The organism is Roseovarius sp. MMSF_3359 (assembly GCF_030733385.1).
Taxonomy (GTDB): domain Bacteria; phylum Pseudomonadota; class Alphaproteobacteria; order Rhodobacterales; family Rhodobacteraceae; genus Roseovarius.
The window spans coordinates 39,197-58,113 of record NZ_JASHJC010000006.1 but is presented as its reverse complement, the minus strand read 5'-3'; the positions used below and the strand labels follow the sequence as shown (position 1 = coordinate 58,113).

General features: G+C 60.5%; 21 protein-coding genes. 8 read left to right on the top strand and 13 right to left on the bottom strand.

Annotated elements, in window-relative coordinates:
• Window positions 1–119: 119 nt before the first annotated feature.
• The 6 genes from lptB to RBB29_RS10275 all read right to left on the bottom strand — a co-directional run bounded on the left by lptB (window position 120) and on the right by RBB29_RS10275 (window position 4,824).
• Window positions 120–878, bottom strand: coding sequence for an LPS export ABC transporter ATP-binding protein (gene lptB / locus RBB29_RS10300; RefSeq protein ID WP_306114341.1), 759 nt, complete (start codon window positions 876–878; stop codon window positions 120–122).
• On the bottom strand, window positions 879–1,328 hold the full coding sequence (lptA, locus tag RBB29_RS10295; RefSeq protein WP_306121145.1) for a lipopolysaccharide transport periplasmic protein LptA: 450 nt from the start codon (window positions 1,326–1,328) through the stop codon (window positions 879–881).
• A 59-nt stretch (window positions 1,329–1,387) separates the two neighbouring features.
• Window positions 1,388–2,002 carry an LPS export ABC transporter periplasmic protein LptC gene (gene lptC / locus RBB29_RS10290; RefSeq protein WP_306114343.1) on the bottom strand — a complete coding sequence of 205 codons (615 nt, stop codon included), beginning with the start codon at window positions 2,000–2,002 and terminating at the stop codon, window positions 1,388–1,390.
• Window positions 2,002–2,613: a ribonuclease D gene (locus tag RBB29_RS10285; RefSeq protein WP_306114344.1), complete on the bottom strand. Its 612-nt coding sequence runs from the start codon at window positions 2,611–2,613 to the stop codon at window positions 2,002–2,004. Before RBB29_RS10285 ends, lptC begins: the two co-directional genes overlap by 1 nt.
• Before the next feature lie 112 nt (window positions 2,614–2,725).
• Window positions 2,726–3,505 (bottom strand): 3-keto-5-aminohexanoate cleavage protein, encoded by a 780-nt coding sequence (locus tag RBB29_RS10280; RefSeq protein WP_306114345.1) that lies wholly within the window; start codon window positions 3,503–3,505, stop codon window positions 2,726–2,728.
• A complete protein-coding gene (locus RBB29_RS10275; RefSeq protein WP_306114346.1) occupies window positions 3,502–4,824 on the bottom strand; it encodes an aspartate aminotransferase family protein in 1,323 nt (440 codons plus the stop codon). Before RBB29_RS10275 ends, RBB29_RS10280 begins: the two co-directional genes overlap by 4 nt.
• 106 nt (window positions 4,825–4,930) lie before the next feature.
• Between RBB29_RS10275 and RBB29_RS10270 the strand changes: the two genes are divergently transcribed.
• Window positions 4,931–5,797 (top strand): MurR/RpiR family transcriptional regulator, encoded by an 867-nt coding sequence (locus RBB29_RS10270; protein WP_306114347.1) that lies wholly within the window; start codon window positions 4,931–4,933, stop codon window positions 5,795–5,797.
• Between the two features lie 87 nt (window positions 5,798–5,884).
• On the opposite strand, the gene RBB29_RS10265 is transcribed toward RBB29_RS10270, so the two are convergent.
• Window positions 5,885–6,619, bottom strand: coding sequence for an ATP-binding protein (locus RBB29_RS10265; RefSeq protein ID WP_306114348.1), 735 nt, complete (start codon window positions 6,617–6,619; stop codon window positions 5,885–5,887).
• Window positions 6,620–7,225: 606 nt separating this feature from the next.
• Here RBB29_RS10265 and RBB29_RS10260 point away from each other — a divergent pair.
• Window positions 7,226–7,687 carry a response regulator gene (locus tag RBB29_RS10260; RefSeq protein ID WP_306114349.1) on the top strand — a complete coding sequence of 154 codons (462 nt, stop codon included), beginning with the start codon at window positions 7,226–7,228 and terminating at the stop codon, window positions 7,685–7,687.
• A 105-nt stretch (window positions 7,688–7,792) separates the two neighbouring features.
• A complete protein-coding gene (gene aroC / locus RBB29_RS10255) occupies window positions 7,793–8,899 on the top strand; it encodes a chorismate synthase (protein ID WP_306114350.1) in 1,107 nt (368 codons plus the stop codon).
• 26 nt (window positions 8,900–8,925) lie between these two features.
• Here aroC and RBB29_RS10250 read toward each other — a convergent pair whose 3' ends face one another.
• From RBB29_RS10250 to RBB29_RS10240, 3 genes are all read right to left on the bottom strand, one after another.
• Complete coding sequence (locus RBB29_RS10250) at window positions 8,926–9,795, bottom strand: DMT family transporter (RefSeq protein WP_306114351.1); 870 nt, start codon at window positions 9,793–9,795, stop codon at window positions 8,926–8,928.
• Between the two features lie 70 nt (window positions 9,796–9,865).
• Window positions 9,866–10,153, bottom strand: a complete 288-nt coding sequence (locus tag RBB29_RS10245) for an HU family DNA-binding protein (protein ID WP_306114352.1) — start codon at window positions 10,151–10,153, stop codon at window positions 9,866–9,868.
• Between the two features lie 131 nt (window positions 10,154–10,284).
• Complete coding sequence (locus tag RBB29_RS10240; RefSeq protein WP_306114353.1) at window positions 10,285–11,769, bottom strand: AMP nucleosidase; 1,485 nt, start codon at window positions 11,767–11,769, stop codon at window positions 10,285–10,287.
• Between the two features lie 121 nt (window positions 11,770–11,890).
• Between RBB29_RS10240 and RBB29_RS10235 the strand changes: the two genes are divergently transcribed.
• Window positions 11,891–12,310: a VOC family protein gene (locus RBB29_RS10235; RefSeq protein WP_306114354.1), complete on the top strand. Its 420-nt coding sequence runs from the start codon at window positions 11,891–11,893 to the stop codon at window positions 12,308–12,310.
• Here the strand turns inward: RBB29_RS10235 and RBB29_RS10230 are convergent.
• Window positions 12,280–13,182 carry a LysR substrate-binding domain-containing protein gene (locus RBB29_RS10230; protein ID WP_371931471.1) on the bottom strand — a complete coding sequence of 301 codons (903 nt, stop codon included), beginning with the start codon at window positions 13,180–13,182 and terminating at the stop codon, window positions 12,280–12,282. The genes RBB29_RS10235 and RBB29_RS10230 overlap by 31 nt on opposite strands.
• A gap of 106 nt (window positions 13,183–13,288) precedes the next feature.
• Here RBB29_RS10230 and RBB29_RS10225 point away from each other — a divergent pair, with 106 nt between their 5' ends.
• From RBB29_RS10225 to RBB29_RS10215, 3 genes are read left to right on the top strand one after another with little or no spacing between them, the layout of a single operon-like run.
• On the top strand, window positions 13,289–14,044 hold the full coding sequence (locus tag RBB29_RS10225) for a class II aldolase and adducin N-terminal domain-containing protein (protein WP_306114355.1): 756 nt from the start codon (window positions 13,289–13,291) through the stop codon (window positions 14,042–14,044).
• Window positions 14,045–14,075: 31 nt separating this feature from the next.
• On the top strand, window positions 14,076–15,062 hold the full coding sequence (locus RBB29_RS10220) for a sterol desaturase family protein (RefSeq protein ID WP_306114356.1): 987 nt from the start codon (window positions 14,076–14,078) through the stop codon (window positions 15,060–15,062).
• A 48-nt stretch (window positions 15,063–15,110) separates the two neighbouring features.
• Complete coding sequence (locus RBB29_RS10215; RefSeq protein WP_306114357.1) at window positions 15,111–15,965, top strand: SDR family oxidoreductase; 855 nt, start codon at window positions 15,111–15,113, stop codon at window positions 15,963–15,965.
• Between the two features lie 7 nt (window positions 15,966–15,972).
• On the opposite strand, the gene RBB29_RS10210 is transcribed toward RBB29_RS10215, so the two are convergent.
• Both RBB29_RS10210 and RBB29_RS10205 read right to left on the bottom strand, forming a co-directional pair.
• On the bottom strand, window positions 15,973–16,725 hold the full coding sequence (locus tag RBB29_RS10210; RefSeq protein ID WP_306114358.1) for an SDR family NAD(P)-dependent oxidoreductase: 753 nt from the start codon (window positions 16,723–16,725) through the stop codon (window positions 15,973–15,975).
• 36 nt (window positions 16,726–16,761) lie between these two features.
• On the bottom strand, window positions 16,762–17,466 hold the full coding sequence (locus RBB29_RS10205; protein WP_306114359.1) for a UTRA domain-containing protein: 705 nt from the start codon (window positions 17,464–17,466) through the stop codon (window positions 16,762–16,764).
• 201 nt (window positions 17,467–17,667) lie between these two features.
• On the opposite strand from RBB29_RS10205, the gene hutI reads away from it, so the two are divergent.
• Window positions 17,668–18,858, top strand: coding sequence for an imidazolonepropionase (hutI, locus tag RBB29_RS10200; RefSeq protein WP_306114360.1), 1,191 nt, complete (start codon window positions 17,668–17,670; stop codon window positions 18,856–18,858).
• The last annotated feature ends 59 nt before the right edge of the window (window positions 18,859–18,917 follow it).

Genomic DNA, 18,917 nt, shown 5'->3' with positions numbered 1-18,917 from the left:
GACTCTGTTGGACAATTCGCGATACACAAATGTCATGCCCCAATTGACGCCCGTTTTGAGGTGGATGTCAATGCGTGAAGGAGGAATCCGCCCAGCTTTTTCGATCACTTCGGTGGCGATCAGGAAATGCGAAAATTGTCACCAAGATAAACGCGGCGCACGTTTTCGTTTTCGACCACTTCTTCCGGGTTGCCGGACATCAGCACCTTACCGTCGTGCAAAATGTAAGCGCGATCAACGATTTCCAGCGTTTCGCGGACATTGTGGTCGGTGATCAGCACGCCAATGCCGCGTTTCTTGAGATCGGCAACCAGGTGCCTGATATCGCCGACGGAAATCGGGTCAACGCCGGCAAATGGTTCGTCCAGAAGCAGGTATTTGGGGTGCGCGGCCAGGCAGCGGGCAATTTCGACCCGGCGACGTTCTCCGCCCGAAAGGGCCAGTGCTGGCGCACGGCGCAGGTGTTCGATAGAGAACTCGGAGAGCAACTCTTCAAGCCGTTCACGGCGTTTGTGCCGTTGGGAAACCGAGATGTCGAGGATCGCCATGATATTGTCTTCGACCGACATCCCCCGAAAGATCGACATCTCCTGTGGCAGGTACCCGATGCCCAGTTTGGCGCGCCGGTACATGGGCAGGTTCGTCACCTCCCGCCCGTCGATGGTGACATGGCCCCCCTCGGGATAGACCAGACCAGCCACCGCATAGAAGGTCGTGGTCTTGCCCGACCCGTTCGGGCCCAGAAGGGCCACGACCTCACCCTGGTTCAGGTTGAGCGAGACATCGCGAATGACAACGCGCTTGGCATAGCTTTTCCGGAGGTTCTCGATCTGCAGCCCGGTATTCTGATGGGCAATTTTTAAGTCTGGTTTTACCATTTACTCGGTCTCGGATTCCGACTCTGGCCGCAAGACGGTCTTGACGCGCCCGGTCACGCGGGCCGTGCCGGCCTTGGTGTCGATGAACATCTTGTCGCCGGTTAACGCATTCACGCCCTGGATTAGCAGGACGTCACCATACATCTCGATAAGGCCCGTCTGCACGTTATAGTCCGCCTGACGGGCTTCGGCGGCATCTTCGCCGCTGACAATCGTTACACCTCCGGTTGCATTGAGGCTTTCGATGCCGCTTTGATCTTCGAGATAGACAACCAGAACCCTGGGCGCCCAGAGGCGCATCTGCCCCTGTCCAATCAGGACATTCCCGGTGAACACGGCCGTGCCGTCATTCTGATTCACGTTCAGATTATCGGAAGTCACCTCAACCGGCAGATTGCTGTCCTGCTGGGTACTGCCAAAGGCCACCTGTGCACCCTGCGCCGTCGACATCACCGGTGTCATTGAAACACAAAGGGCAAAAACGAGTTTCTGAAAACGATGCACGGGAATTATTCCTTGGGTTCGTTGGGAGTGTATATCAACTTGACGCCCTCTGTAAAAATCAATTCTGCCTGACCCGTCTCGGGGTTCGTCTTGAGGAGCATCTTGCCCGCCGTCAGGTCCCCCGGAGGACCGGTGCCGTCAACCTGTCCAGGCGTCTCGGCATAAAGCTGATCGAGGCGCGTCCACAGCTCGTCTGTCGTCATGACATAGCCGGTTGTCGTGCTGATATGCACATTTCCGTCAAGCGTCGCGGTCAGCTCACTTTGATGCATGTCGGCATTGTCGGATGTGATGTCAATGACAGCGCCCGATGTCAGGTTGAGCTGCGCGGTCACATCCGTTGCCAGCAGGTGTTCGGGGTCTTCCGGGTCGGGACGGGCGCGCACCGATTGGAAGGCCACTTCGTCGCCGTTATCCGTGACCCCGGCAAAAGACGGGTTCGTCGCGCCGAGTTCCTGCGCGCGCTGTTCAAGGTCGATCTGGGCAACCGGGATCGACTCGGTCGGGTCAATGGTCCGCGAGATCAGGAACAAGGTGGACAAGATCCCAAGCGCCGCCAGCGGCAGGATGATTTTCATCCAGGCGACGACGCGCGAGTAGAGATTGTCCGAAAGTGCCATCAATGCGCAAAGATGTCGATTTCCGGCCAGCCTTCAAGGTCGAGCTTTGCGCGGGTCGGCAGGAAATCGAAGCAGGCCTGAGCGAGTTCCATGCGGCCCTCGCGCTCAAGCCGGATGTTGAGTGCATCACGCAGCTGATGCAGGTGCAGGACGTCGGATGCGGCATAGTCAAGCTGCGCCTCGGTCAGGTCCTCGGCACCCCAATCGGACGATTGTTGCTGCTTCGAGACGTCGACATTGAGCAATTCCTGCAGCAAGTTCTTGAGGCCGTGGCGGTCGGTATATGTCCGGATCAACTTGCTTGCGATCTTGGTGCAATAGACCGGCGCGGCAAGTGCGCCGAACGCATGGTACATCGCCGCAATATCAAACCGGCCAAAGTGGAAAAGTTTGAGCACGTCCGGGTTTTCCAGCAGGGCGGCGAGATTTGGCGCCTCGGTCTGGCCCCGTGTGACCTGCACCAGATGCGCATCGCCATCCCCGCCGGACATCTGCACCACACAAAGCCGGTCGCGATGCGGGTTCAGCCCCATCGTCTCGCAGTCGATGGCGACCACCGGCCCCAAATCAAGCCCGTCGGGAAGGTCGTTCTTGTACAGGTGATTTGCCATTCGCGATCCTTTCATTGCCGGGCGGCGCGTGCTGCTCCTACCCTGTAAAGCCTCGATCGTAGTTGGCAAGTGTTTCGGGAAAATTTAGCAAGGCATTGCCGGGGTCAATCTGTTATGCCGCGCTGTCACCTACGCGACATTCCGCGATTTCCCGCACCCGTTGCGCGTTGTCGCGTGCAAGGCGTCCGTCGCGCCCCCAAAGCGAGTTTTCGAACCCGACCCGCAATTTGCCACCCAGCCTATGGGCATGGTCAAGACACGCGGTTTCGCCCCGGCCAAAGGCGCAAACGGCCCAATCCGGGCGCCATCCATTCGTGTCCATCCAGGCCGTGAACGGGTGCAGATCATCTGGGTGGCTTTCCTGACCCGCCGAATATCGGCCCAGGACGAAAAGGACCTGAAACCCGGGATCAAAAAACATCTGTTGGCTCAGGACCGTGCGCAGCAATTCGAGATCAGCCAGATCATAGAGGATGACCTGCAACGATATTGACGCGCCGCGGGCTTCTTCGAAGAACTGCCGGGCTGTTTCTTCATCGGTATCCGCCATGATTTCGCGGATAGATGTCGACACCAGCGACGCCCCCGATGTGAGGGCAACGGCGCGTTGTTGGGCCGAGGTGTATTTGCCGACCGCTTCGGTGGTGATCTGAACCGCCATGCCGGGGACGGCGCGGGATAATTCCTGCACCGCCTCACGGTAACGGCCGCTATCGAGAATATGTGCGCCACCCTCATCGCGCAGATGCAGGTGGAGGCCGTCGGCCCCGACGACGTGACAGTCGCGGGCGGTTGCGACAATCTCATCCAGTGTCAGCGGGATGGCGGGATGATCCGCCTTGCCAAGCCGCGCCCCGTTCGGCGCGACCATCAATGCGGGCAACGGCATCATGAAAGGACGTTTCCGATGGCGATATCGAGCTTCGACACCAGTTCGTCAATCTGCGCATCGGTCACGATGAACGGCGGCGCAAGCAGAATATGATCGCCTTGTTTGCCGTCAATCGTCCCGCCCATCGGATAGCAGATCAGCCCAGCCTCAAAACAGGCTTTCTTGAGTTTCTTATTGATCCCAAGCGACGGATCGAACGGCGCCTTGCTTGCGCGATCTTCGACAAACTCAATCCCGCGAAACATGCCGCGCCCGCGGATATCGCCGATATGCGGGTGCTGTGCGAAGGCGTTCTTGAGGGCCGCGTCGAGTTTTTCGCCCATGGTTTTCGCCCGTTCCGTCAGCCCGCCTTCGGTCAGTTTGGAGACGACGACATCGGCGGCGGCGCATGCGGTCGGATGGCCAACATAGGTATGCCCATGTTGAAAAAAGCCAGACCCGTTTTCGATCGCGTCATAGATCGCGCGCGTGCAAAGGGTCGCCCCGATGGGCTGATAACCGGCCCCAAGACCCTTGGCGATGGTCACGATGTCGGGGCTGATCCCGTCCTGTTCGCAGGCAAAGAAACTCCCGGTCCGCCCCATCCCGCACATCACCTCATCAAGGATCAACAGGATCCCGTGTCGGTCGCAAATCTCGCGGATGCGTTTGAAATATCCGGACGCCGGCGGCACCGCCCCGGCGGTAGCCCCCACGACAGGTTCGGCGATGAAGGCGATGACGTTTTCGGGACCGACCCGCTGCAGCTCTTCTTCCAGTTCATTGGCAGCGCGCAGGCCGTAGTCTTCGGCGGTTTCACCGTCTGCCCGGTCACGATACTCATAGCAGGGCGCGATATGCGATGTGTCGATCATCAGCGGCGCAAAAGGCTCCTTGCGCCAGGCATTTCCGCCCGTCGCCAGCGCCGCAAGAGTGTTACCGTGATAGCTTTGCCGACGGGCGATGAAACGCGACCGCTGCGTCTGTCCGATCTCCAGGAAATACTGCCGCGCGAGTTTCAAAGCAGCCTCAACAGCTTCAGAACCACCCGAGACGAAATACACACGGTCAAGGTCGCCCGGCGCATGTTCAATCAGCCGGTCAGCGAGGGATTCGGCCGCATTCGACGTAAAGAAGCCAGTATGGGCAAAAGCCATCTCGTCGATCTGCGCCTTGATCGCGGCGATCACATCCGGGTCTGAATGACCGAGGCAGGACACCGCGGCGCCGCCGGACCCGTCCAGATACTGTTTGCCGCTGGCATCGAAAAGATAAGCGCCTTCGCCACGCACGGCGCGGGGCGGCAGGGATTTGGTGTGTCTTGGAAAGACGTGATTCATGACAAGCTCCTGATCTACGTCTTTTGAAACAGATGGATCATCAATTGACAATATGTGAAACACCTGAAACATTCACGAATAGTTACGACGGGGAAGGCACGGCATCTTGGAAGTATCGTTCGAACAGAGACTGGCGCGGAAGTATCAAGGCCTCAGCACGCGATTGCGTGAGGCGGGGGACTTCATCGCCGCGAACCCGGTTGCAGTTGCCACCCGAAGCCTGCGGTCGGTGGCGCAAGATGCCGGGCTGGCGCCCGCGACGTTTTCACGGCTCGCACGGGTGCTGGAATACGAGAGTTTCGAGCAAATCCGCGATGTAATGCGCGGCAAGATCGACCGGCGCGTCAACAGTTTTGCGGACCGGGCGGACCGGTTGTGGCACGATCACGAGGCCGGCACGCTCGATTTCTTTCAAGAGCATCGCCGCGCCTGCCTGCGCAATCTCGAAAGGCTTGAGGATACGATTGATATCCGGCAGCTCGACATGGCGGTCGACCATCTTTATGCGGCCCGGCGGGTGCTGGTGTTGGGGGAATTGGGGTCAGCAGGCATCGCGGAATACATGCTCTACATGGCCAGTTTCCTGAGTGACGACTGGCATATGGCCGACCGGATGGGGGCCTCACTCGGCAGCGGGCTTGCCGGGCTGCGAAAGGGTGATGCCCTCGTTATCGTGACCAAACCGCCCTTCGCGCGCAAAGCCCTGCTTGCCGCCGAGATCGCGAAACAAAGCGGCGTTTTCGTGCTGGTCATTACCGACAGCCACACCTGTCCCGCCCTGCGTCATGCGGATGTGGGCTTGCTCGTGGCATCGGAAAGCCCGCATTTCTATTCGTCCTATGTCGCCACGGTTTTCCTGGTCGAGACGCTCATCGGCATGCTGGCGGGCCGTGTCGGACCCGATGCCACAAACCGCATTGCCGAGGTCGAAAGCCGCAACCGCCGGTTGGAGGAGGTGCGGGACATCAGTTGAATAGCCGATGCACCCGGGATACCAAAAAGGCTCCGGATATCCGGAGCCTTGCTGCGACTGCTCAGTTTCTGGAACCGCGGGTGGCCCTCAGTTTGGGAAAGTGAGCTCGATCGACGTGCCGCGTTCACCCTCTTTCGACAACCAGGAAATCTCGCCGCCATAAATCTCGACAATCTTTCGGACAAGCGCCAGACCCATGCCACTTCCTTCGATCTCATCGCGGGGCTTCAGCGTCGTCATCACTTCGAAGACACGCTCGCGGTATTCTTCGGGAATGCCCGGCCCATCGTCGGTGACGGTGATGATGCAGTTCCCCGCCCGACGAACGGACGAGATCGTCAAATGCCCCTCTTTCAGGTCGTGATGTTTGACAGCGTTCGAAATCAGCGCCGAGAACAGCGTCAGGATATCGCGGTCGCCCATCCGGATTTCAGCACATTTCAGGTTCAGGTCGATTTTGAATCCGGACGGAATTGTCAGTTGATCCAACACGATTGCGATGGCTTCGGAGATATCCACCGATTTGACAACCTGCATCCGTCCAGCCCGCGAATAGACCAGAAGATCGATGAGCATCCGGTCAAGACGCCGCGTGTGGATGTTCATCAGGGCGAGATTTTCCTGAAGCGGTTGATTGATGCGATAACCCGCTTCGACAAGATCATCCTGAATCCATTGCGGCACTTCGAGCAGCGCACGAACGGAATTTCGGATGTCATGGCTGAGGAGATAGATGAAATCCTCGAACTCGCTGGAACTTGCCTGCCTGGCCGATGACCCGTCGCCGTCTGAACCGGACGTATTGACTTGACGAATTCCCATGTGACACCTCAATTCCAGCTAGGCCCAAGGGTCTATTTGAGAAGTGATAATTGTTGGTTAATCGCCAAATCGCAGCGTGGGAATTACCCCACAAATTTTGTCTTTCGGCTGTGCCTTGCGCGGCAGCGCCGCAGGCATGGTCCATGCGTCTCGAAGACCCCCTCGCCTGGACTGCGGTTATGATTGGCCTCATAGCCTCAAAGCGACGAAAACGTGGCCACGCGATTTAAACGGGCCATATCAACGACGGAATAACCGCGCGTTCAACTTCGTTAACCGAAGATTAACGAGTTCTCCCTTAAGTTGCAGCCTTGGTTGCCGAAAGCGTTGGGGCATGAGCTATCGCGGGTGAACAGCATTCCATTGGCTTTGACCACCACCGCCCGGCTCTGGGTGCCTACCAAGCTGCTTTCTCCACCGTGGCCGCGATCGTGCCAACACGCAGGCACGAAATTGACCACGGAGACGTTGAGGGCAGGCGATGGTTGCTTTCCCTGAAATCCAGGCGGCTTTCGCGACCAGAAGGGTGAAGTCGAATTGCCGGCCCGGATGACGCCGGTCCAAAAGAGGAAGCGGGCGGCTTGAGGCTGCCGTGAGGGGGAAAACATGACCGCAATCGAGCCGCATCCGGTCGTCACGATACCGACGCAACCGGTCAAGTTCCTGATCGTTGATGACGATCAGGTCAGTGTCCTGGCAATCAAACGCGCCCTGAAGAAGCTCAGGATCATCAATCCGGTGCAGGTGGCGCGGGACGGGCGCGAGGCGCTTGATCTGCTCAGGGCTGAACTGGACGAGGCGCAGGCCCTGCCGCCTTACCTTGTGACGCTTGACCTCAACATGCCACGCATGACCGGCTTTGAATTTCTCGAAGAGGTCCGCAAGGATCCGGCCCTGCATCGGCTGGTCATTTTCGTGCTTTCGTCCTCCGATGCGCCCGCCGACGTGGCCAATGCCTATGACAACAACATCGCGGGCTACATCGTCAAAGACAATCTGGGCGACAGTTTCGTCAGGGCTTTGGACATGATCGACTGCTTCTCGAAGGTGGTTGAATTCCCGCACTGACCTGCGTCTCGAACGCTTCGCATTGCCAACCTCTCTTCGCACGGCGGCCTTTAGGCTTGAGCCAGAGACGCTGCGCCGTTAGACCGGCGCCGAAGGAGCCTTGCGATGAGCCTTAATTCATTCGGACATCTGTTTCGTGTCACCACCTGGGGCGAGAGCCACGGACCCGCCCTGGGGGCGACGGTCGATGGCTGCCCGCCAGGCATCGCGGTGGATGAGGCGATGTTGCAGCAGTGGCTCGACAAGCGCCGCCCGGGTCAGAACAAGAACATGACGCAGCGCAACGAACCCGATGCGGTGCGGATCCTGTCCGGAGTGTTCGAGGGGCAGACAACCGGCACACCGATCCAGTTGATGATCGAGAACACCGATCAGCGGTCGAAAGATTACGGCGATATCGCCCAGACGTTCAGGCCCGGTCATGCCGATATCACCTATCATCAGAAATACGGGATTCGCGATTACCGTGGCGGCGGGCGCAGTTCGGCCCGCGAAACGGCCGCGCGCGTGGCGGCGGGCGGGATTGCCCGGGCGGCGCTGGATGCGCTGGTGCCGGGAATCCGCATCAAGGGCTACATGACCCGCATGGGCGAGATGGAGATTGACCGCACCCGGTTCGACTGGGACGCGATCGACGGCAATGATTTCTGGATCCCAGATGCCGAAGCCGCGCCCACGTGGGAGGCTTACCTGCAAAAACTGCGCAAGGATCACAACTCCGTCGGCGCGATTGTCGAAGTGGTCGCACAAGGCGCACCCGCCGGCCTTGGCGCGCCGGTCTATGGCAAGCTCGACACCGACCTGGCCGCGGCGATGATGTCGATCAACGCGGTAAAGGGCGTCGAGATCGGCGAGGGTATGGCCGCCGCGATGCTCAAGGGAACCGAAAACGCTGACGAGATCTTCATGGGGAATGACGGCCAACCGGTCTATTCATCCAACCACGCAGGCGGCATCCTTGGTGGGATATCGACCGGACAGGACATCGTGGTGCGCTTTGCGGTCAAACCGACCTCCTCGATCCTCAGCCCGCGCAAATCCATCCGCATGGACGGCACGCCCACCGAGGTGGTGACCAAAGGCCGCCATGACCCCTGCGTCGGCATCCGCGCAGTCCCGGTGGGTGAAGCGATGATGGCGTGCGTGATCCTCGATCACCTTCTGTTGCACCGGGGTCAGGTGGGAGATGGCCCACGCGGGGTAATCGGCTGATCCAGCGCGCCTGGAATCTGGATATTTCAGCGTCGCGCTTGCTTTGAAAGCTGGACGGCCAGAATACCGGCGGCGATCACCGCGACCCCCAGCATTTCGCGCAGGCCCAAGGCCTCACCGAGGATCAGCGCGGCGATGACCACGCCGAGGAAAGGATTGAGGAAGTGGAAGGTGGCGGCCTTGACCGCGCCGATGCGGTTGACCAGCCAGAACCAGACAAGCGTTGCCGCCAACCCAGGGATCAGCGTGGTATAGGCGAAGGCGGCGATCAACTGCCAGCTCCAGGTGATCTCGATGGTCTCGGTCGCGGCGGCGGCAACACTGAGGACGGCGCTGCCGACCAGCATCTGCAACCCCACCACCATCAGGAAATTGCCCCCGGACGTGGCCCCGCGCACCATCATCGTGGCAAAGGTCAGGGCGATCACGCCAAGCACGCAAAGGCCAAGCCCCATCATGTCGATGCCCCCTTGCAGGCGCGCACCCATGATGATGATGACGCCGATCAGCCCCGCGATGAGGCCGATCATGCCCAGAGTGCCGACGCGCTCCCCGAAAAAGGCCCAACCTGCCAGCGCCACGAGGAGCGGCATGGTCGAAGCGACAATCGCGGCGAGGGAGGCTTCGATGGTTTGCATGGCGACGAAATTGAGGCCGAGGTAAAGCGCGTTCTGACAGATGCCGAAGATGATCGTCGCCCGCCATTGCGCCCTGGTAAGCCGCCAACTCTGCCCCAACATCCAGGCGATCAGCACGCCCAGAAGGCCCGAGATGAGAAACCGCAGAGACAGGGCGGTCAGCGGCGGGGCCGCGGCGACGATGATCCGTGCCGAGGTAAAGGCGCTCGACCACATGAAGGCAAAGCAGAGCCCCGCCACGATTGCCCGAATGTCCATCAACCTGCTCCGAAACTGAAAAGGGCCGCCCCACGGGCGACCCTTTCCGAAACTGGTCTGGATTACAAGATCAGCCGTTGACGCTGTCTTTCAGAGCCTTGGCAATGGTCATCTTGACCACCTTGTCGGCGTCTTTCTTGATCTGCTCACCGGTGGCCGGGTTGCGGACCATGCGCTCGGGGCGTTCACGGCAGTAGATCTTGCCGACGCCGGGCAGGGTCACGGCGCCACCGCCGGAAACTTCGCGCGTGATGATCGAGATCACGGCGTCCAGCGCGCCACTTGCGGTTTTCTTGTCGCTGCCCATCTCGTCGGCCAGAGCAGAAACAAGCTGGGTTTTGGTCATTGGTTTTGCCATTTTATGGTCTCCTTCATCTGCCCGGCTATTGGGCCTCATTGGCGTAATCTAACGCTATCTTGTGTCCAAACACAACGAATAGTGGCGTAAAGCAAGAGATTTTAGTGTGTTTTTTGCTGATTTACGCCGGGTCAGAGGAAGGCGGTCTCGTCAAATGACCGTAATTTGCGACTATGCAGGCGTTCAAGCGGCATTTCGGCCAATGTCTCCATCGCCCGAATCCCGATCATCAGGTGGCGCGCGACCTGTGTTTTATAGAAATCACTGGCCATACCGGGCAATTTCAATTCGCCATGCAGCGGCTTGTCGCTAACGCAAAGCAAGGTGCCATAAGGGACGCGAAACCGGAAGCCATTGGCGGCAATGGTCGCACTTTCCATGTCGAGGGCAATCGCCCGGGACTGGCTGAGGCGTTGCACCGGGCCGCTTTGGTCCCGGAGCTCCCAGTTCCGGTTGTCGAGGCTCGCAACCGTACCGGTCCGCATCACCCGCTTGAGATCATAGCCTTCAAGCCGCGTCTCCGAGGCGACGGCCTGCTCCAGCGCGATCTGGATTTCCGCCAGCGCCGGGATCGGCACCCAGGCGGGGATGTCGGCATCAAGTACCCCATCCTCGCGCAGATAGGCGTGGGCCAACACGAAATCGCCGAGGTTCTGCGAATTGCGCAAGCCCGCGCAATGGCCGACCATCAACCAGGCATGGGGCCGCAATACCGCGATATGGTCAGTGGCGGTTTTGGCGTTGGAAGGACCCACGCCAATATTGACGAGCGTGATGCCTTTGCCGTCGGCGCGCTTGAGGTGGTAGGACGGCATTTGCGGCATCTGCGCCGGGGTCGCAAGAACACCATCAGGTGCGGTGATCTGCGTGTTGCCGGTGCTCACAAACGCGGTGTAGCCGCTCTCGGGATCAGCGAGGGCCTGCCGCGCATAGGCTTCGAATTCCGAGACGTAGAACTGGTAGTTGGTGAATAGAACATGGTTCTGGAAATGCGCCGGATCGGTCGCCGTATAATGCGCCAGCCGCGCCAGCGAATAATCCACCCGTTGCGCCGAAAACGGGGCCAGCGGCCCGACGCCATCGGGGCCGGGCGTATAGGTGCCGTTGACGATATCATCATTGGTCGTGCTCAGGTCCGGTACGTCGAACTTGTCGCGCAGGGTAAAATCGGCGGCCCCTTCCTGCGGCACGGTGATGCCCGGGTCATTCGCCACCGCGAAATGTACTGGGATCGGGGTTTCCGACGCGGCAATGCAGACCGGCACATGGTGGTTCTCCAGAAGGAGGCCGATCTGTTGTTCGAGATATTTGCGAAAAAGCGTTGGCCGCGTGATCGTGGCCGCGTGGGTACCGGGCGCCGAGACATGACCAAAGCTCAACCGGCTGTCGACCGTGCTGAAAGACGTCGTCGTAATGCGCACTTCCGGATAGTAGGCCCGCACCCGCCTTGCGGGGACATCCCCACCCATCGCCTTGTGAAACTCGGTGCAGAGAAACGCGACAGCGGTCTCATAGAGCTCCACCAACCGGTCCACCGCCGCCTTGGCATCGGTGAACTCCTGTGCCGGATGACGCGGGAGCGTCAGCAGATCCGTGCTCTGGTCGTGCGTGTTCATGATGACGTCCTGCATGGCCTCGCCCGAACCTTGCCAACCTGCGTTTGCGGCCCGGGCGTTGGGCGCACGTTGACACGGCTCTTGGCGAGTATCAAGCTGCCGCCTCATGAGGAGGACGGCCATGGACTACGATACGATCAGCGCCGAGGATTTCGGCGCCTCCCTGACTGGTATCGGTCTGAACCTCCTGGTGCGTGATGTGCCAGCGGAGGTCGCTTTTCTGTCAGAGGTTTTCGGCATGACGGCGCACCAGCCGACCAAGGATTTCGCGATCCTGCGATACCACGGTCAGGTCATGCAGTTGCACAGTGACGGCACCTATCATTCCAACCCGCTGCTGGGGCTTCTGCCCGAGGCCGGTGCGCGCGGTGCTGGGCTGGAAATCAGGCTCTATCATAGCGATCCCGACGAGGCAGCGGCAAAAGCGGAAACCTTTGGCGCACATGTACTCCAAGCTCCGGCGGACAAACCACATGGCCTGCGCGAGACCTATATCTTGTGCGAAAACGGCTATGCCTGGGTCGCGTCTCGACCCCTCTGATCCAGGTCCATCTCTTCGAGCAGCCAATCGACAAAGGCCAGCGCGCCGGGGACCTCCTCTATGTGCGGTGCGGTGACGAGGTAATAGGCTTCCTGCATCTCGGCGCGGTGATCGAATAGGCGCTGCAAACGTCCCTCTGCGATCAACCTGCCCGCGATCGTGTCATGCGCCATGCAGAGGCCCGACCCGGCGACCGCCGCCGACAGGGCCACCGCATAGGTCGTGGCGTAGGTCACGTTCAACCCTGACCAGTCAAGGCCAAGATCTTCGCCCCAGGCCGCCCAGGTGGCCATCAGGTTGGCGCAGTCGAACAGGGTCTCATTCGGGATGTCATCGAGCGTGCCGGTCCATCCGGGCGGCGCCACCGGATAGGCGTAGTCCTGCACCAGCTTTTGCGTGACGATCCCTTCGGAAGGCCGGACGGAGTAGCGGATTTCGATATCCGCCCCGGGGGCGATGCCGGACACCTGCTCCCACAATTCCGCGGTGATGTTGAGGCGCAGATCGGGGTGACGGGCATAGAACCGGCCCAGCCGCGGCGCGAGCCAGAAGGTGCCAAAGCTCATGTTGGCATGGACCTGCACCACGTTCTCGGTTCCGCCGGTCACCGCCATCGTACCCCGGGAGAGCGTGCGGAAGGCATCGCGCACGATCGGCAGGTAGCTCGCACCGGTCACCGTCAACTCCAGAGCCCGCGGATGGCGGTGAAAAAGCGCCCGGCCCATATGACCCTCAAGCGATTTGATCTGCTGACTGACCGCGCTTTGCGTCATGTTCAACTCAGCCGCAGCGGCGGTGAAGGAAAGATGCCGCGCGGCAGCCTCGAACGCGCGAAGCCAGTTCAGCGGAGGGAGCGGTTTGCGCAGTGCCATAATTTATCCATTAGTCATACTAATACTATGACGATAATTTTTTCGTTGGTAAAGAATCGCCACGCCATGCAGCATCAGGGACAAGCAAAGAAGGGAGCTTTTCCGCATGTCCGTCACCGAACTTCGCCCCAATATGGACCATTGGCAGGAGCGCGTTGATCTTGCCGCCGCATTCCGCTGGACCGAACGGTTGAACATGCACGAGGCCGTTGCGAACCACTTTTCGCTGGCGGTGAACGAGGATGGCACGCAATTCCTGATGAACCCGAACCAGGTTCATTTCAGCCGCATCAAGGCGTCTGATCTTCTGCTGCTGGATGCCAATGATCCCAGGACGCTGGAGACACCGAACGCGCCCGACCCGACCGCATGGGGCCTGCATGGTGCGCTGCATCGGATGTGCCCGCATGCCCGATGCGCCCTGCATGTGCATTCGATCTATGCCACGGTTCTGGCCTCTCTTGCCGACAGCACCCTGCCGCCCATCGACCAGAACACCGCGACCTTCTACAACCGCGTCGCGGTCGACGATCATTTCGGCGGGCTCGCGTTCGAGGAAGAGGCCGAGCGGTGCTGCGCCAACCTGACGGACCCGTCCAAAACCGTGCTGGTCATGGGCAATCACGGCATCATGGTCATCGGTCAGACCGTGGCAGAGACCTTCAACCGGCTCTACTATTTCGAGCGCGCCTGCGAGACCTATATCAAGGCGCTCTGGACCGGGCAGCCGCTGCGCCTCCTGTCCGACGAGATCGCGGAGAAGACCGCGCAGGAACTGGAGAACTACCCCGGCCAGGCCGAGCAGCATCTGTCGGAGCTCAAAGCCATTCTGGACGAAGAAGGGTCGGCCTACGCCTCCTGACCCCACGCCCCCGATCCAAGAGGTTGCACCAATGTCTGACACCACAGGCAAACAATCCCGCGAATGGAACTACCACCCCGATCTGCCGCTGCAGGATCCGTCGGTCTTTCGGTGGCCACCGCGCCCCGGGTTCCTCCTGCGCTGGTTTGCCCGCAACTGGCTGACCCTGAGCGAGCGGGTGATGATGGTGATCCTGGCGGTTGTCACATGGCTTACGCTCTACCCCTCGCTCGAGACGGCGCAGAGCTTTGCCGCCGGTTGGATCCTGCAGACCTGGGCGCTGAACATGGGTCTCGTGATCGCGGTCGCTGGCGGCCTTCACTGGTATTTCTACATGCGCAAGGGCCAGGGGATGATCCTGAAATTCGACCGCCGGGGACAGGCCAAGGGCAACCGGCTCTGGAGTTTCTCGAACCAGGTGCATGACAACATGTTCTGGTCGCTGACCAGCGGGGTGTTCTTTCTCACCGCGTTTCAGGTGGTGACCATGTGGCTGATGGCAAACGGCATCGCGCCTACGATCACGCCCGCCAGCAACCCGGTCTGGTTCGTGATGACGCTCGTCCTGTTGCCGATCTGGTCAGCGTTTCACTTTTACTGGGTGCACCGGCTGCTGCATGTGCCCTTTCTCTACAAGTACGTGCATTCCCTGCATCACCGCAACGTCAGTATCGGGCCGTGGTCCGGGTTTTCGATGCACCCGGTTGAACATCTCCTCTATGTCTCGTCGCTCTGCATCCACTGGATTGTCCCGACGGACCCGATCCTTTTGATTTTCCATGTGATCTACCTCGGCCCGGGGGCCGCAATGACCCATACCGGGTATGAGGACCTGCTCATCAAGGACAAACGCAGGCTGGCTTTGGGGACATTCTATCACCAGCTGCACCACCGCTACTACGAATGCAATTATGGCAACCAGGAAATGCCCTGGGACCGCTGGTTCGGCACTTTCCACGACGGCAGCGACGACGCGACCGCCACCACCCGCGCACGAAAGAAAAAGATGCACGCCTGAATTGCGGTTGCCCTTGCCTCTGTCCGCGGGGCCTCTCATTAAGGGGACATGACAAAAACGCTGCTCTCCTTCGGTCATGGATATTCGGCGCAGGCGCTGGCACGGGTGCTGATCCCGCAGGGCTGGACAATCTATGGCACCACGCGCAACCCCGATAAGGCCGAAGCGCTTGAGGAAACCGGCATCATCCCGGTCCTGTGGCCCGATGGCGATCTCGAGGCCGGTTTTGCCGAGGCGACCCATATGCTAGTCTCTGCCGGCCCGCGCGAGGAGGGCGATCCCGTCTACAACCGGTATGCCGACAAGATCAAAGAAGCCGCGCCGCGGTTGACGTGGTTCGGCTATCTTTCGACCACCGGTGTCTATGGCAACCACAACGGCGAATGGACCGAAGAGGAGGCCGAATTGCGGCCCTCCACCGAACGCGGGATCATGCGCAAAGAGGCCGAAGAACGCTGGCAGGCCATTCCCGATCTGCCAGTTCATATCTTTCGGCTGGCCGGGATCTACGGCCCCGGGCGTGGCCCGTTTGCCAAGGTCCGGCAGGGTACCGCGCGGCGCATCATCAAGAAGAACCAGATTTTCAGCCGCATCCATGTGGACGACATCGCGCAGGTCCTGGCCGCGTCCATCGCGCAGCCCAATCCGGGCCGGGCCTATAACGTCTGTGATGACGAACCCGCGCCACCGCAGGATGTGATCGGTCACGCGGCAGAACTTCTGGGCATGCCCCTGCCGCCCGCGATCCCTTTTGAAGAGGCCGAGATGAGCCCGATGGCGCGCAGCTTCTATTCCGAATCGAAACGCATCTCGAACCGCCGGATCAAGAGCGAGCTGGGCGTGAAGCTCCGCTATCCCACCTATCGCGACGGGTTGGCCGCGCTTCTGGCCGAAGAAGGCTGACCCCCGCCTACTTCAGCAACAGCCCACCATCGACCACAAGGTCAATGCCGGTGATGTAAGAGGCGCCGTCCGACAAAAGATAAACTGCCGCGTGGGCCAGTTCCTCCGGTGTGCCGATCCGCCCCATCGGGACCCAGCTTCCGGCCTCGGCGATCTTGTCGGGTGTGTCCCACCGCGCCTGAAGCGGCGTTTCGGTGAGGCCCGGGTAGATCGCGTTGGATCGGATGCCGTCGCCCGCCAATTGCATCGCCAGCGACCGCGACAGCGCGCCAACCCCCGCTTTGGCGGTGGAATAAGCATCCTGCGGCAGGGGATCGCCGCGCAAACATTGCGTCGAAGAGAAATGCACCATCGCCCCGCCCCCGGCCGCCCGCATATGCGGCACCGCCGCGCGCGCCGTGTGCACCATAGACTTGAGATTGGTATCGAACACCTGATCCCAGATCGCCATGTCCATATCCAGAAGCGAGGCATCGTCGCCAAACCGCAGAACACCCGCCACGTTCGCCAGATAGTCGATGCGCCCGAACCGGGCCGCGCCCTGGTCGATCGTCTCGGAGACAAATCCCGGTTCGGTCAGATCTCCCCTGGCGTAAACCCGGCGGTCCGGAGACCCGGCAATCTCCTCGGGTTCCGGTTTGAGGTCGATCATGACCACGCGCCCGCCCGCGTTCAGAATGAGGTTGGAAATGGCAAGCCCCATGCCGCCCCCCGCACCGGTCACCACCGCCACTTTCCGCGAAAAATCATAGGTGATCATTGTCGTGCTCTCCGGCTGAAACAGTCTCTAATCAAGCTAAAATGCCATTGGTCCAGTGCCGATCACCGTGTGGATCCGATAGCCGGGGGCATAGGTCAGCTTGACCGCCGTGATTGGCGCATCGCGGTCCCAGGTGGTCCGCTCGATGACAAAAACCGGCGTGTTGTCCGGGATGTTGAGCCACGTGGTCAACGCCCCTGTGGCGGGCTGCGCGGTGAAACTGATATCGCCATGGGTATAGGGCGCCGTGGTTACCAGCCATTCATTCGCGCTGATCTCGTCAAACGATTGCTCCAAAGCATCAGGAGCCGTCTCGGTGTCGATCCAGCGGTCCTCGAACACATAAGGCATCTCATCGGCCCAATGCAGCGCGGTGATGTGCAAAGCAGCCGCCTCGGTCCGGAGATGCGGCGGCGCGGCCTCCACATTGCGGGAAATCAGTTGATATCGATATCGAAGGCCGCGATCCTCGATCTCCTGCCGGAGGATCGGGATGTCGACCGTCGCCTTGCCGACCGGGTGGAGCGCCACGCGCGTCCCAACCTTGCGGCGCCGCTCCAGCAGGCCCGCGTCGGCCAGCGATTGCAGCGCACGGTTGACCGTCGCGCGGGCACAGCCAAATTCACGGGCCAAGTCAGCCTCGTTCGGGATCGTGTGACCGGGCGGCCATTCGCGGGCATGGATACGGCGCAGGACCTCCGCCTGAATGGCTTGCCAGTTTCGGAAAGGTTGGTGGCTCATCTCGGGTCCCCGGGCGGCGGCGTTTTCTTGGTATACACCGGGCGGTCTTCATCGCAAGCAAGGTCGGTGGCGGTCGTGACGGTTTCGACACAGCCGTTGCGCAGGCGGCTTGATACCAAAGTGTGCCTCCTCCTGCTTGACAGGATTTTTATGTATATACATAATAACGCCAAATGACCCCTTAGCAAGAAAGTTGTTTGCATGCTTTTGCGGAATGCGACCGTGGCCAGGATGACTGGGGATCAGCCCTATGGGTTGATCGAAAATGCAGCAATTGAGGTGAAACAGGGTCTTATTTCCTGGGTAGGCGCCGAGGCTGATCTACCGCCGGAGATGGATGAACCCGGTCAGGACATGGGTGGTTGCCTGATTACGCCAGCGCTGATTGATTGCCATACCCATGTGGTGTTTGGCGGCAATCGCGCCGCTGAGTTCGAGATGCGGCTGAATGGGGCGAGTTACGAAGAGGTCGCGCGCGCAGGCGGTGGCATCGTCTCGACGGTGACCGCAACCCGCGAAACCTCGGAGGCGGATCTTCTGGCCGATGCGCTGACCCGCGTGGATGCCCTTCTGGCCGAAGGCGTCAGTGTCATTGAAATCAAGTCCGGCTATGGCCTCGATCAGGACAGCGAGTTGAAGATGCTACGCGTGGCGCGCGCGATTGGTGATGCGCGACCGGTGCGCGTCCGCATCACGTATCTCGGCGCCCATGCGGTACCCGCGGAATTTGCCGGCCGCGCGGATGAATATATCGACCGGGTCTGCCTGCCGACACTGGAAGCTGCCCATGCGGAGGGGCTCGTCGATGCGGTCGACGGGTTCTGTGAGGGCATCGCCTTTGACACGGCGCAGATCGCGCGCGTCTTTGACAAGGCGCGGGCCTTGGGCCTGCCGGTCAAGCTCCATGCGGAGCAGTTGAGCAATATCGGCGGGACGAAACTCGCCGCCGACTATGGCGCGCTCTCCGCGGATCACGTGGAATATGCCACCGACGCAGACGCCAAGGCGCTTGCCGCTTCGGGAAGCGTTGCCGTTCTTTTGCCCGGCGCGTTTTACACATTGCACGAAACGCAAATCCCGCCGGTTGGCGCGTTTCGCGATCACGGCGTGCCGATGGCGCTGGCCACGGATTGCAATCCCGGGTCGTCACCGCTGACCTCGCTCCTGCTGACCATGAACATGGGCTGCACGCTCTTTCGGATGACACCGGAAGAGGCGTTGGCAGGGGTGACAAAACACGCGGCCCAGGCGTTGGGGTTGGACGATTGCGGGGTGATCGCGCCCGGGAAACGTGCGGATCTGGCCGTCTGGAACGTCTCTAACCCTGCTGAACTTGCCTACCGCATTGGCTTCAACCCCCTAGCGCGCCGCATATTCGGAGGTGAGACGTAACCCGCTTGCCTGCCGCACCAAACCCGCACCGCGCCACACCTGACCTACGGCTGCCGTAG